Here is a 14,794-nt window from a genome sequence, read left to right on the forward strand (position 1 = left end):
TTATATTTTCCTTATTTTTCTTCGTCAACTTCACTATCATCGTGAAGATTAATCTCATGTTTAATTGGTTTCATAGCTGGAAAAAGTAATACATCTCTAATAGAGTGTTCATTTGTAAGCATCATTACTAATCTATCCATTCCAATACCTTGACCTGCACATGGAGCCATACCATAAGATAAAGCATTTACAAAGTCTTCATCCATTTCGTGTGCTTCATCATCACCACCAGATTCTTTGGCTTCCATTTGACCTTCAAATCTTTTTAATTGATCAATTGGGTCATTAAGTTCTGAGAATGCATTTGCTATCTCTTTTCCAGCAATAAATAATTCAAATCTATCAGTTAAATGAGGTTTTTCATCATTTCTTCTAGCTAATGGAGAAATTTCTACTGGATATTCTGTAATAAAAGTAGGGTTAATAAGTTTGTCTTCTACATACTCATCAAATAATTCACCTTGAAGTTGTCCTAGGTTCATTTTTTCATTTACATCAATATGCGCTGCTTTTAAATATGCAATTATTTTTTCTTTATCTAAAGTTATATCAGCTGGAACTCCACCTATACTTGTTAGAGATTCAATTAATGGAATCTCGCTAAAGTCTGCAAAATCAATCTCTAAATCCCCATAAGGTAATACTGTAGGTAAATCTAAATGTTCAAATAAAAATTCAAAATACTCTTTTGTTAAAATAATTAAATCTTTATATGTTTTATATGCCCAGTAAAATTCAATTGATGTAAATTCAGGATTATGAGTAGCATCCATACCTTCATTTCTAAAACATCTATTTATTTCAAATACAGCTTCAAATCCACCAACAATACATCTTTTTAAATATAACTCAGGTGCGATTCTTAAAAATCTATCAACTCCTAAAGCATTGTGATGTGTTGTAAAAGGTTTAGCATTTGCACCTCCTGCAATTGGGTGCATCATTGGAGTTTCTACTTCTAAGAAACCTTTGTTTTCAAAGAATCTTCTAGTTAAAGATATAACTCTTGATCTTACATGGAAAGTTTTTCGAACTTCACTATTCATAATTAAATCTAAATATCTTTGTCTATATCTAAGCTCTTTATCTTGAATTCCATGGTATTTTTCAGGAAGTGGAGAAATTGATTTTGTTAATATTTTTAATCCATCAACATGAAGTGATAATTCACCTTTTCCTGTTATAAATGGATATCCAGAAACTTCAATAATATCACCAACTTCTACAGTTTTTTTGAAAGTTTCATTATAAAAGCCAACAGGCAAATTATCTCTACTTACATAAATTTGTAATATCCCTGATTCGTCTTCAATCTTTAAAAAAGAAGCTTTTCCCATAAGTCTAAAGAATTTTATTCTTCCTGCAACTGTATAGTTTCTTTTTTCATCTCTTTTTTCTTCTACTTGGAAAATATCACTATTAACATTTAAAAATTTTCCAATTGTTGTATTTCTTGAGCTTTCATTTGAATAAGGGTTGATTCCTGATTCTCTTAATTTTTCAGCTTTTTCTATTCTTTGTTGTATATATTTGTTTTCAAACAATATAAGATCCCTTTATTTATTTTCTTCAGTTTTATTTACTATGCTTTGTAATTTTTCTTTTACAGTATTAATTTGCTCTTCAGTAGCATTTGTAGTATTTACTATAGTCTCTTCAACTTTTTTAACTACTTCTTCTTCAACAGATTTTTTTACATCATTGATTGTACTTTGAACACCATCTGTAATATCTTTTTTAGTCTCTTCAATTGTTTCTTTTATTTCTTTTACAGGAGTTGTATCTTCTGTTTCTTTAGGTGTTGTAGCTTCTTTTGCAGTATCTACAACTGTATCAACAGTTTTTTCAATATTTTGAGTAATTGAAGAAGTGTCAAGTTTAATAATATAAGAACCAACGCTAATTAAATGTGGCATTACAACAGAACCTGCTGTTTTATTATCAATAGCTTTCTTGAAAGATTGAACTTGGTATAAAGCGTATGAAATAACAGAAAATATTAAAAATACTTTTGCTGCTCCAAATACGAATCCAAAAATTCTATCAAATAATCCTAACCCACTTGCAGAGAATATTTTACTAACTATTACTCCAAGTACATAGACAATAAGCCAAAAACCAATTAGTGCTATTATAAACCCAATTAATTTAATTGTAGTTTGATTCTCTAATGCTAAAAAAGGAGCGATTAAATTACCAATTTCTCCTGCTGCTCTAGATGCTACAAAAATTGCACCAATAATTCCAACAATTCCAAAAACTTCTTTTATTAAGCCTCTGAATAATCCTTTTAGTCCTAAAACTAGAGTAATACCTAGTATTACCATATCAAAAATAGTAAACTCTTGCATAGATTTCCTTTACATAATATGCGCTATTGTATCTAATGTTTTCAAAATTAAAGTTTAAAAAAACTTTTGACTTTAATTTAAACTTTTTTAGATAAAATCTCTTCATGATAAAAAGATACCCAACAAAACAAATATTCGTAGGAAATGTACCAGTTGGTGGCGATGCCCCAATTCCTGTACAGTCAATGTGTTTTACAAAAACAACTGATGTTGAAGCTACTGTTGAACAAATCCGAGCATTACACTTTGCAGGTGCTGATATTGTAAGACTTGCAGTACCTAATAAAGAGGCGGCATTAGCTTTAAAAGAGATAAAAAAACAAGTAGATTTACCAATTGTTGCAGATATTCATTTTCACTATAAACTTGCTTTAATAGCAGCAGAAGTTGTAGATTGTATTAGAATAAATCCAGGAAATATTGGAGATAAAAAAAGAGTACAAGAAGTGGTAAAAGCTTGTCAAGAAAGAAATCTTCCAATTAGAATTGGAGTAAATTCAGGATCACTAGAAAAACAATTTGAAGATAGATATGGACAAACACCAGAAGGAATGGTAGCAAGTGCAGACTATAATATAAAATATCTTGAAGATTTAGGTTTTACTGATATAAAAGTATCCCTAAAAGCTAGTGATGTTCAAAGAACAGTACAAGCTTATAGAACTTTAAGACCTATGAATAATTATGCTTTTCATCTTGGAGTTACAGAAGCTGGTACTCAGTTTCACTCTACAATTAAATCATCAATTGCTTTAGGTTCTTTACTTTTAGATGGTATTGGTGATACTTTAAGAGTTTCAATGACAGGTGAATTAGAAAAAGAGATTGAAGTAGGTAAGGCTATTTTAAAAGATGTAGGAATTACAAAAGAGGGCTTAAATATTATCTCTTGCCCAACTTGTGGAAGAATTGAAGCTGATTTAGTAAGCGCTGTTGCAGAAGTTGAAAAAAGAACAAAACATATAAAAGCTCCTTTAGATGTGTCTGTTATGGGATGTGTTGTAAATGCAATTGGAGAAGCAAAATCTGCTGATGTTGCAATTGCCTTTGGAAAAGGTTCAGGACTTGTTATGAAAAAAGGCGAGATTGTTGCAAAACTTTCTGGTGATGCTTTAATTAACAAATTTCTTGAAGAAGTAGAATTTGAAGCAGAAAAAAGAAAATAAAGAAGAGAAGATAAATTCTCTTTTTTATTTCTAACTTTTAAAGAAATACTTAAAAAACTTTATTACTATATCTTTCGCACTAATAGGTTTTGCTTTATTGTCCCAATATAAAAGAGCTTTTTCTTGAAGTTTTTTATTTTTAAAAAAATCCAACATTTTATTTGACATAAAATCTGAGTATAAAAAGAATCGTTCAGCCCAATGATAAGAAAGAAAACTCTTTTCAAATGTTTCTTTCCATTTTTTTTCATAAAATAAAGGCTCATTTTTAGAAATAGCATTTGCTAAGATTCTAGCACTTCTCATTGAATAATATATTCCCTCATATGTAAAAGGAAGTGTTTGTCCTGCTGCATCACCTAAGAAAAAAACTCTATTTTTATAAAAAACACTTTTCTTATCCCAGTTTGGAATATAAAAACCTTTTTTCTTATAACTTTTTGCATCTTTTTCTTTTAATAAATCATCAAAGATTTTAGATGCATTTGAATTAGGTTCAAATATAGAACCAATTGAAGTATCTTCTCCATGAGGAAAAATCCAAGCATATCTTTTGGGAGCATATTTTGAACCAAAATAAAATTCACAAGAATCAATACTTTTATTTTTAACAATTACATAATTTGTCAAAAAGGATTTTGGATAAACATTTAAAATATCTTTTTTAACACTTGATTTTACACCATCTGCACCTACTAAATAATCTGCTTTAATTATCAATATTTTTTCATTTGTTTTGATTTTTGCAATAATATAATCTTTAAAACACTCAATGCTTTTATATTTACCTTCAATTAAGTTTGTACCTTCTTTTTTTGCTAATAATCTTAAAGAATGGTCAAATTCTTTTCTTAAAACTATTGATAAAGGAGCTTTTTTTATATTAAAAACTGCACTGTTTAAATTAGAAAATAAATTTACATTTGTTATTTTCTTTGTTTCAAGAGTTTTTGGAAGATTAAACTCTTTAAAAACTGAAGATTTAATTCCACCACCACAAGGCTTATCATAGTTAAAATTTTTTTCTATTAGTATATTATCTATATCATGTTTATTTAATTCTCTTGCAAGTGTTGAACCAGCAGGTCCTCCTCCAATTATCAAAGTGTTTGTTATAAAATCAAATTTATCATTCATTTTTTAGCCTAATATTTTCTTAGATATATTATACGCAAAATAATTTATATATTCTAAAAATGATTTTAGATATAATCTTTTATTAATAAAATGGAGTAATATGGATAGCGTTTATAGTATAAATATTGAAAGAGCAGTATTAAGTTCGATACTTTTTAATCCTGAAGAATTAGAAGATGTTTTAGGGGTTTTAAAACCTAAAGATTTTTATCTTCCTGCGCATCAAAAAATATTTGATGTAATGATTAAACTTCATGATGATGATATGCCAATTGATGAAGAGTTTATAAGAAAAAGAATAAATGCAAAAGATGTTGATGATTCTATTTTAATAGAAATATTATCAGCAAATCCAATTACTAATACACTTGCGTATGTAAGAGAAATAAAAGATGGTTCGGTAAAAAGAGAACTTGCAACCTTAGCAACTACTATAAAAAAAGTAGCACTTGAAGAAGAAGTAAGTGGAAATGAAGCCCTTGATACAGTTCAAGGTGAACTATACAAAATCTCTACAGATTCAGCAACTTCAGAATTAAAAGATATGCAAGAAATCACAGGTGACACACTTTCATATATAGAAAGAATGAAAAAACTTGGAAATAAACACCTTATTGGTGAAACAACAGGTTTTGATGCACTTGATAAAAAAACAACTGGTTTTAATGAAGGGGATTTAATTATCATTGCTGCACGTCCTGCTATGGGAAAATGTCTTGCTAAAGGAACAAAAGTTCTGATGTTTGATGGCTCTTTAAAAGCTGTTGAAGATGTAATAAGTGGTGATAAACTAATGGGTGATGATTCAACTTCTAGAAAAGTATTATCAATTGCAAGAGGAAAAGAACAGATGTACTGGGTACGTCAAAATAAAGCAATAGATTACAGGGTAAATGAATCTCATATTCTATCATTAAAAAGAAGTAGAACAGAAGGTTCACATAAAAATGGAGATATTTTAAATATAAATGTAAAAGAATATCTTGAAAAAAGTGATAAATTTAAAAGTAATTATAAAGGCTATAAAGTAGCTGTAGAGTTTAAAAATGAAAATTTATCAGTTTTAAAAAGAGAAGAAGAGTTAAATTCATTTATTGATAAAAATTCAACTACAGAGAAAGACTATATACTTTTTGACCAAAATTTAGATGAGATAGAAAAAATTAAATTTCTAGCAGATTCTTTAGGCTTTATTACATATTTTGAGAATAAAAAATTATATATATCAAAACTAAAGCAAGAAATAAATTTAACAGAAATAAAAATCGAAAAAGATATAGAAGATGAATACTATGGCTTTGAAATTGATGGTAATAAACTATTTTTATTAGAAGATATGACAGTAACACATAACACAGCACTTGTGTTAAATATGGCTTTAAAAAATGTAGAAGCACAAAAGGGTGTGATTTTCTTCTCCCTTGAAATGCCAGCAGAACAACTAATGCTTAGAATGCTAGCTGCAAAGACTTCAATACCTCTACAAAATCTTAGAAAAGGTGATATGAGTGATAATGAATGGAGTCAGCTAAGTGGAGCCTTTGAAGATTTGAACACAAAAAAATTATTTGTTGATGATGGTGGAAGTATTAATATTAATCAACTAAGAGCAAGAGTTCGAAAACTAGCACAAAATGAAGATAATAAAATCTCGCTTGTAATCATCGATTACCTTCAACTTATGCAAGGAACAGGTGGAAAAGATAGACACCAAGAAGTATCGGATATCTCAAGAGGTCTTAAAATGCTTGCAAGGGAGATGAAAATACCAATCATCGCTCTTTCACAGTTAAATAGGGGAGTTGAAAGTAGACCAGATAAACGACCAATGCTTTCAGATTTAAGAGAGTCTGGTGCTATTGAGCAAGATGCGGATATTATCATGTTTGTATATAGAGATGATGTATATAAAGAAAGAGATGAAGCAAGAAAAGAAAAAGAAGCAAAAGATAAAGGTGAAGAGTACAAATCGTCATTTGTAAACAAACCAGTAGAAGAAGCAGAAGTAATAATAGGAAAACAAAGAAATGGACCTATTGGTACAGTTAAACTTGACTTTCAAAAAGCACTTACACGATTTGTAGATAAAGAAAATGATATGAATTCTTCAACACCTGTAGAAATTATCTTTGAAAATGTAGCTGATGTGGAAAGAGAAACTAATATGGATATGCCGGATATCCTCTGATTAATAAGCTGTTATTAAATTATTTTTAGTATAATTTATTATAAACTATCAATAAAGGAAAAGATTGAAAAAGATATGTATAATAGGCCTAGGATATGTAGGTCTGCCACTAGCAGCAGCCTTTGCAAAAAAATATACTGTTGTTGGATTTGATATTAATGAGCCAAGAGTAGAAGAGCTAAATAATGACTTTGATAGAACTTTAGAATTAAATAAAGAACAATTAGTTGAAGTAAAAGATTCTATTACTTATTCTTGTAACCTAGATGATATTAAAGATGCAAATATTTATATAGTAACAGTTCCTACTCCTATTGATTCTTCAAATAGACCAGATTTAACTCCTTTAGTAAAATCATCTCAAATGATTGGACGTGTACTTAAACAAGATGATATTGTAATTTATGAAAGTACAGTATATCCTGGAGTTACAGAAGAAGTATGTGTACCACAACTAGAAGCTGCTTCAGGTATGACTTTTAATAAAGACTTCTTCTGTGGATATTCTCCTGAAAGAATTAACCCAGGTGATAAAGAGCATACAGTAACTAAAATTCTTAAAATTACAGCAGGTTCAAACCCAGAAATTGCTGATGAAGTAGATGAACTGTATAAATCAATTATAACAGCAGGTACTCATAAAGCAAGCTCAATAAAAGTAGCAGAAGCAGCAAAAGTAATAGAAAATACTCAAAGAGATGTAAATATTGCTCTTGTAAATGAATTAGCTTTAATATTTGATACTATGGGTATTGATACAAATGATGTAATAGAAGCAGCAGCAACTAAATGGAACTTTATAAAATTAAAACCAGGATTAGTTGGTGGACATTGTATTGGCGTAGATCCATATTATCTTACATTTAAAGCAGAAGAACTAGGATATAAACCAAACCTAATTTTAGGTGCTAGACAAATCAATAATGGTATGGGTAAATATATAGCTGAAAAAACTATTAAAAAAATGATAAAAAATGATAAAAAGATAAAAGACTCAAATATCCTTGTGTTAGGTGTTACTTTTAAAGAAGATTGTCCTGATTTAAGAAATACAAAAGTAACTGATATTGTAGATGAATTACAAGAATATGGAGCAAATGTAGATATATACGATCCATGGGTTGACTTAGAAGAAACAAAAACTCATTTCAATCATGAATTAATGGAAAGAAATCCTTTTGAATCTGATAAAAAATATGATTCAATAATTGTTGCAGTTGCACATGAACAATTTAAAAAATTAACAGAAGATGATTATAAATCAATATCAACACAAAAAGAAATTTTAATAGATATTAAGGGTATTATTAAAAACCCTACATGGAGATTATAATATGCCAAACATAAAAAGATTCGCTCTAATAGGTGCATCAGGATATATAGCACCAAGACATATGCAAGCAATAACTGAAACAGGAAATGAATTAGTAGCTGCATTAGATCCATATGATGGAATAGGAATAATGGATTCTCACTTTCCACAAGCATCTTTTTTTACAGAGTTTGAAAGATTTGATAGGTTTGTAGATAAATACCATAGAGAAAATGAAAAAAGAATAGATTATATGGCAATTACAACTCCAAATTATTTGCATGATGCACATATTAGATTTGCATTAAAAAGTGGAGCTGATGCTATTTGTGAAAAACCATTAGTTTTAAATCCACATAATATTGATCAACTAAAAATTATTGAGCAAGAAACAGGTAAAAGAGTAAATAATATTTTACAATTAAGACTTCATCCTTCTATTATTGCATTAAAAGAAAAAGTTCAAAAAGAATTAATAGAAAATCCAAATAAAGTATATGATATTGATTTAACATATTTAACTTCAAGAGGTAAATGGTACTTTGTTTCTTGGAAAGGTGATGAAGCTAAATCTGGTGGAATTGCATCTAATATTGGAGTTCATTTTTATGACATGCTTTGCTGGATATTTGGTGAAGTTGAAGAGAATATTGTACATTTAAAAACTCCTGATGCAAATGCTGGTGGCTTTAAATTAAAACATGCAAATGTTAGATGGTTCTTATCTGTAAACTATGATTATATTCCTCAAGATGTAAGAGATGCTGGACAAACAACATTTAGATCTATTACTGTTGATGGAGATGAAATAGAGTTCTCAGGTGGATTTAAAGACCTGCATACAAGATCTTATGAAGAAATCTTAGCTGGTAACGGATTTGGACTAGATGAAGCATATGGATCAATTAGAACAGTTGCAGCAATTAGAAACCAAGATGCTATTGGATTAAAAGGTGAATACCACCCATTTTGTAAAAAGATAAAATAATGGCAAAGTTTTTTTATCATGAATCTTCTTTCATAGATGATAATGTAAATATTGGTGATGATACTAAAATTTGGCATTTTTCCCATATCCTAAGTGGAACAACTATTGGTTCAAATTGCTCATTTGGACAAAACTGTGTAGTAGGTCCTAAAGTAAATATTGGAAATGGTGTAAAGGTTCAAAATAATATTTCAATCTATGAAGGTGTAGTTGTAGAAGATGATGTTTTTTTGGGACCTTCTATGGTTTTTACAAATGTAATAAATCCAAGATCTTTTATAGTTCGTAAAGAAGAGTTTAAAATTACTCTTCTTAAAAAAGGTTGTTCAATTGGTGCTAATGCAACTGTAGTATGTGGTAATACTATTGGGAAATATGCACTTGTAGGAGCTGGAACTGTAATTAATAAAGATGTAAAAGATTTTGCTCTAATGGTTGGAGTTCCTTGTAAACAAATTGGATGGGTTTCAATTGCTGGAAATAGATTAGTTTTTAATGATGAAAATATTGCAATAGATTCATTTGATAATTCTAAATATAAATTAGAAAATGATGTAGTAACTTTGATTGAGGAAAAATAAAATATGAAAATAGATTTTGCAAACTTACAATACCAATATCAATTATATAAAACAGAAATTGATGAAGCGATTAGTGCTGTATTAAATAAATCAAATTATATAATGGGTGAAGAAGTAGCTACTTTAGAAAATTCACTTCAAGAATTTACTAAAGCAAAATATGCAATTACATGTAGTAATGGTACTGATGCTTTACTACTTGCTATGATGGCTTTGGATATTAAACCAGGTGATGAAATAATCACTACTCCTTTTACATTTATAGCAACAGCTGAAACGATTGCATTTCTAGGAGCAACTCCAGTATTTGTAGATATAGATGAAAAGACTTATAATATTGATCCATCTTTAATTGAAGAAAAAATTACAGATAAAACAAAAGCTATTATGCCAGTTAGTTTATATGGACAACCATCTGATATGGATGCAATTGCTTCTATTGCAGATAAACATAACTTAAAAGTAATTATAGATGGAGCTCAAAGCTTTGGATCAACTTTTAATGGACTAACAGATTCAAATTTAGGTGATATATCAACTACTTCATTCTTCCCTGCAAAACCATTAGGTTGCTTTGGCGATGGTGGAGCAGTTTTTACTAATAATGAAGAATTAGCATTAAAGATGAAATCATTAAGAGTTCATGGTCAATCAAAAAGATACCATCATAAATATATAGGAATGGGTGGAAGACTCGATACTTTACAAGCAGCAGTATTAAATGTAAAAATAAAACACTATCCTAAAGATTTATCTTTAAGACAAGAAGTGGCTTCTAAATACACAAAAGCACTAGAAAATAAAACAAATTTAATACTTCCCTTTGTAGCTCCTTCTGCAACATCAGCATGGGCACAATATTCTGTTAGAGTTAAAAATAGAGATGAAGTTCAAGCAAAATTAAAAGAGCAAGAAATTCCAACTGCTGTTCATTATCCTATGCCTTTGCATTTGCAAGAATGCTTTGAATACTTAGGATATAAAAAAGGTGATTTTCCAGTATCTGAGATAGTTTCAGGTGAGATTATGTCTTTGCCTATGAATCCTTATATTACTAATGAAGAAATAGATTATATTTCTAAAAATGTAATAAGTACGGATAATATAAAATTAAAAAAAGGTAAAAGATGTCAGATGAAAATAAAATAGATTTAATAGAACTTTTTAGTAAAATATATCAGAAAAAGAAATATATATTAAGTGTTGTTATTTGTTTAACTTTATTAGCAACTATTTATACATACATGAAAACACCTATCTATGAAGCAAGAGCTTTTGTTAAAGCGGGAAACTATTATGATCTTATAGAATCAGATGTAATAAATAAAAAAACTAAAGAAGTTGAATACTTTGAAAGTGTAAGATCTAAATTTACTGTAAGTAGTGAAGTGATTGTTGAAATGATTAAAAATAGGTTTCAAGGGAAAAACATAAATAATGCTATAATTAGTTATGTGTGGAATTATCCTAAAAAAGACGGCTATTTTTCTATAAAATCTCATTCTTCTTCAAAAGAGATAGCTGCCGAACACATTAATTATGTATTATCAGAAATTTCTAAAGAAGTTAATAGTAAATCTAATTTATTATTAGAATATAAACAATCAGAAAAAGAAAAAGTACAAAATGAGTTGGTAATTATAAATTCTTTCTTACTAGTATCTCAAAATAGAATAAAAGATCTTCAGAGAGATAATAGAGCAATTCTAAAAGATAAACTTTTTGATGCGCAGTATAAAGAGTATTCTCTAAAAGTAAAAAAAGAAGAGTTAATCTTGAGGTCTAAAAGATTGGAATCAGAATTAATAAGATTAAGTGATAGAAGTTTAGAACTAGTTGATGAAATAGTAGTAAAGGATAGTCCAATAAAACCAAATAAAAGAAAAATTATAATCATGGCATTTATAGGGTCTTTATTTTTGGCATTGATTACATTACCTTTTTTATATAGATATGAAGAATTAAAATCTAAAAGATATAATGATTAAAAAATTAAATAATTGTTCTAGTTTTACTAAAAATGTTTTAACATTGATGACCGGAACAACAGTAGCTCAAGCAATACCTATTGCTATAAGTCCAATATTAACTAGGATATATACCCCTTCTGATTTTGGTCTTTTAGCTTTATTTATTGCAATAACTGCGATATTTGGAAATATCGCAAATGCTAAATATGAATTAGCAATTATGTTACCTAAAAAAGATGAAGATGCTATAAATATTTTAGCTTTTAGTATGATCATTGCCATATGTATCTCTTTATTCTTATTAATTATAGTATTCTTATTTAGTGGATATATTACAGAGCTATTAGGAAATAAAGATATAGAATTTTGGTTATATTTTATTCCCATAACTGTTTTATTTTTGGGCTTATTTAATTCTTTAAATTATTACAATATAAGGAAAAAATATTTTAAAGATATTGCAAAAGCTGTAATAATTAAATCTATTGTAATGGCTTCCTTCCAGCTTACGATTGGTTTTCTTGTTCAAGGAGTTGTAGGGCTAATATCGGGTGAAGTATTTTCGAAGTTATTTGCAAATCTTAAATTAGCTAGAAATATATTAAAAGATAAAGTAATTATTTCTAAAATCTCAAAGCCAAAAATGATTGCATTAGCTAAAAAATATAAAGGCTTTTTTTATTACAATACACCAGCATCATTGGTAGATAGTGCTACCTTGCAGATGCCATTTATTTTTATTATAAAAATAGCAAATGAAGCTATAAGTGGATATTTTTTCTTAGCTTCAAAAATTGTAATGTTGCCAAGTGCATTGATTGGTAGTTCAATAGCTCAAGTCTTTTTTCAACAAACTACAGAACATATACATAATAAAGAATTAGTAGCTCCATTAGTATTTCAAACAATGAAAAAGCTAGTTATAATAGCTTTACCTATTACAGTTTTAATAATATTGATTGGACCTCATATATTTGGAATAATTTTTGGTAAAAACTGGGGAGTTGTTGGTACTATAGCTCAGTATGTTGCATTGATCTTTTTTATAAGGTTTGTTGTTTCATCTGTTAGTCAGATATTATCAATTAAAGAGTATTTAAAAAGAGGATCAATATGGAAATATATGTATTTTTTTACTAGTGTACAAATGTATACGTATGCAATATATGGAAATATGGATTTTTATGATTTTATGATTTTATTTGTTATTCATGAATATGTTTTATATTTAATATATTTGTATTTAATATTAAAATCAGTAAGAGATATCGATAGTAGGATGAATTAATGTGTGGTATAAGTGGAATTATAAATACTAATAATAAAACAGTTGAAAAAATAGAAATTGAAAAAATAAATAGGCTAATATCTCATAGAGGTCCGGATGATGAGGGTTATTTTTATAGAGATAATTTTGCATTTGGTCATAGACGATTATCTATTTTAGATTTATCAAGTGACGGTCATCAACCGATGAATTATAAGGATGAAAAGTACACAATTACTTATAATGGGGAAATATATAACTATATAGAATTAAAAAACGAATTATCAGAATTGGGTTATAATTTTAATTCAAATACTGACACTGAGGTGATTTTAGCTTCATATGATAAATGGGGCGATGATTGTGTTTCAAAGTTTAATGGGATGTGGGCATTCTCGATTTATGATAGAGAAAAAGAGATACTTTTTTGTAGTAGAGATAGATTTGGTATAAAACCATTTTATTACGCTGAAGTAGAAAATAAATTTGTTTTTGGTTCAGAGATTAAACAATTATTGCCTTTTTATGAGAGTAATTATGTAAATAAAACTATTTTGATGGATTATCTTATATTGGGATATGAAGCCCATACAAATGAAACATTTTTTAAGAATATATTTCAGTTAGAACAGGGGCATATATTAAAATACAATTTAAAAAATCATAGCTATGTTATTAATAGATTTTATGATATCAATGAATCTTCTTTAAATAGTGAAGAAGATGAATCAATTGAATCTTACAAGTCAGCACTTGAAAGAAGTATAAATCTAAGGCTTCGAAGTGATGTTAAGGTAGGAACTTGCCTTAGTGGAGGGCTAGATAGTTCATCAATAGCTTCTTTAGCTGCTAAACAATATAAAGATGACAGTGGGCAAAAATTTACTGCTATTCATGCTAAATCTTCTCAAAAGTCAAATGATGAAAGTGAATATGCAAAAATAGTAAGTGAACATTGTGATTTGGATTTAAATATTGTTGAACCTACAGAAGAGGATTTTATAAAACATATTGATGAAGTTATTTATACCCAAGAAGAACCATTTGGAAGCCCTTCTATTTTTATGCAATATTTTGTAATGAAAAAAGCACGTGAAATTGGTTGTACTGTTATGCTTGATGGACAAGGTGGGGATGAGACATTATTAGGTTATGAAAGATATTATTCTGCTTATTTAATTAGTTTAGGTTTTTGGAAATCTTTACAGTTTATACTTAATTCATCTAAAAACTCAAAACTATCTATAAAACAATTAATAATGTATTTTATATATTTTACTAATAGTAAAATAAGATTGGGTCGTTTAAAGAAAAAAAATAGTTTTATCTCTTCAAAATATTTCGATATGGTAAGTAAAGAAATTGTAGAAGAAAATGCTAAAAACTACTTAAAGATATTTAATCTTCAAAGAATGGAAATATTTAAGACACAGATGCCACATTTATTAAAATATGAAGATAGAAACTCGATGAAACATTCAATTGAGGCTAGATTACCATTTATTGATTATAATGTACTTGAGACAGCATTAAATATTGATAATAACTTTAAAATTAAACAAGGGTGGACTAAATATATTTTAAGAAAAACTATTGAAAAGCTTCTACCTGATAATGTTGTATGGAGAAAAAATAAATGTGGTTTTGAGGCTCCCTCTTCTTTGTGGCTAAAAAGTATAGAAGCAGATATTGAAAAATCAATTTTTAATTCAAAAATAATAAAAGAGATAACAACTTCTATTGATATAAAAAAACTCGATAATAAGACCCGTTGGAGATTATTTAATATATCAAAATGGGAAGCTCTTTATAATGTTAAAATTGATTAAAATGA

12 protein-coding genes are annotated in these 14,794 nt (G+C 28.1%); 9 read left to right on the forward strand and 3 right to left on the reverse strand.

Translation table 11 applies throughout. The features are described from left to right. Positions 1–11: 11 nt before the first annotated feature. Complete coding sequence (lysS, locus tag GBG18_RS09360) at positions 12–1,547, reverse strand: lysine--tRNA ligase (protein WP_152190488.1); 1,536 nt, start codon at positions 1,545–1,547, stop codon at positions 12–14. Between the two features lie 9 nt (positions 1,548–1,556). Beyond that, the gene (locus GBG18_RS09365; protein ID WP_152190490.1) at positions 1,557–2,351 is read right to left on the reverse strand and encodes a CvpA family protein; all 795 of its coding nucleotides are present in this window, start codon (positions 2,349–2,351) and stop codon (positions 1,557–1,559) included. A 104-nt stretch (positions 2,352–2,455) separates the two neighbouring features. Between GBG18_RS09365 and ispG the strand changes: the two genes are divergently transcribed. Further along, positions 2,456–3,517 (forward strand): flavodoxin-dependent (E)-4-hydroxy-3-methylbut-2-enyl-diphosphate synthase, encoded by a 1,062-nt coding sequence (gene ispG, locus GBG18_RS09370; protein ID WP_152190491.1) that lies wholly within the window; start codon positions 2,456–2,458, stop codon positions 3,515–3,517. 30 nt (positions 3,518–3,547) lie between these two features. Here the strand turns inward: ispG and GBG18_RS09375 are convergent, their stop codons facing one another. Beyond that, the gene (locus GBG18_RS09375; protein ID WP_152190493.1) at positions 3,548–4,654 is read right to left on the reverse strand and encodes a geranylgeranyl reductase family protein; all 1,107 of its coding nucleotides are present in this window, start codon (positions 4,652–4,654) and stop codon (positions 3,548–3,550) included. A gap of 100 nt (positions 4,655–4,754) precedes the next feature. Here GBG18_RS09375 and dnaB point away from each other — a divergent pair, with 100 nt between their 5' ends. The 8 genes from dnaB to asnB all read left to right on the forward strand — a co-directional run bounded on the left by dnaB (position 4,755) and on the right by asnB (position 14,789). Continuing rightward, complete coding sequence (gene dnaB / locus GBG18_RS09380) at positions 4,755–6,842, forward strand: replicative DNA helicase (RefSeq protein WP_152190496.1); 2,088 nt, start codon at positions 4,755–4,757, stop codon at positions 6,840–6,842. Between the two features lie 64 nt (positions 6,843–6,906). Next, positions 6,907–8,175, forward strand: a complete 1,269-nt coding sequence (locus GBG18_RS09385; RefSeq protein WP_152190498.1) for a nucleotide sugar dehydrogenase — start codon at positions 6,907–6,909, stop codon at positions 8,173–8,175. A gap of 1 nt (position 8,176) precedes the next feature. Beyond that, on the forward strand, positions 8,177–9,142 hold the full coding sequence (locus GBG18_RS09390; protein ID WP_152190500.1) for a Gfo/Idh/MocA family oxidoreductase: 966 nt from the start codon (positions 8,177–8,179) through the stop codon (positions 9,140–9,142). Further along, positions 9,142–9,723, forward strand: a complete 582-nt coding sequence (locus GBG18_RS09395) for an acyltransferase (RefSeq protein WP_152190502.1) — start codon at positions 9,142–9,144, stop codon at positions 9,721–9,723. The genes GBG18_RS09390 and GBG18_RS09395 overlap by 1 nt, the downstream gene beginning before the upstream one ends. 3 nt (positions 9,724–9,726) lie before the next feature. Continuing rightward, positions 9,727–10,872, forward strand: coding sequence for a DegT/DnrJ/EryC1/StrS family aminotransferase (locus tag GBG18_RS09400; protein WP_152190503.1), 1,146 nt, complete (start codon positions 9,727–9,729; stop codon positions 10,870–10,872). After that, entirely contained in the window at positions 10,851–11,711 is an 861-nt protein-coding gene (locus tag GBG18_RS09405; RefSeq protein WP_152190505.1) for a Wzz/FepE/Etk N-terminal domain-containing protein, read from the forward strand. Before GBG18_RS09400 ends, GBG18_RS09405 begins: the two co-directional genes overlap by 22 nt. Continuing rightward, entirely contained in the window at positions 11,704–12,981 is a 1,278-nt protein-coding gene (locus GBG18_RS09410; protein WP_152190507.1) for a lipopolysaccharide biosynthesis protein, read from the forward strand. Before GBG18_RS09405 ends, GBG18_RS09410 begins: the two co-directional genes overlap by 8 nt. After that, positions 12,981–14,789 (forward strand): asparagine synthase (glutamine-hydrolyzing), encoded by a 1,809-nt coding sequence (asnB, locus tag GBG18_RS09415; protein ID WP_152190509.1) that lies wholly within the window; start codon positions 12,981–12,983, stop codon positions 14,787–14,789. Before GBG18_RS09410 ends, asnB begins: the two co-directional genes overlap by 1 nt. The last annotated feature ends 5 nt before the right edge of the window (positions 14,790–14,794 follow it).

Origin of the sequence: Poseidonibacter ostreae, from assembly GCF_009208075.1 — a bacterium.
GTDB lineage: Bacteria > Campylobacterota > Campylobacteria > Campylobacterales > Arcobacteraceae > Poseidonibacter > Poseidonibacter ostreae.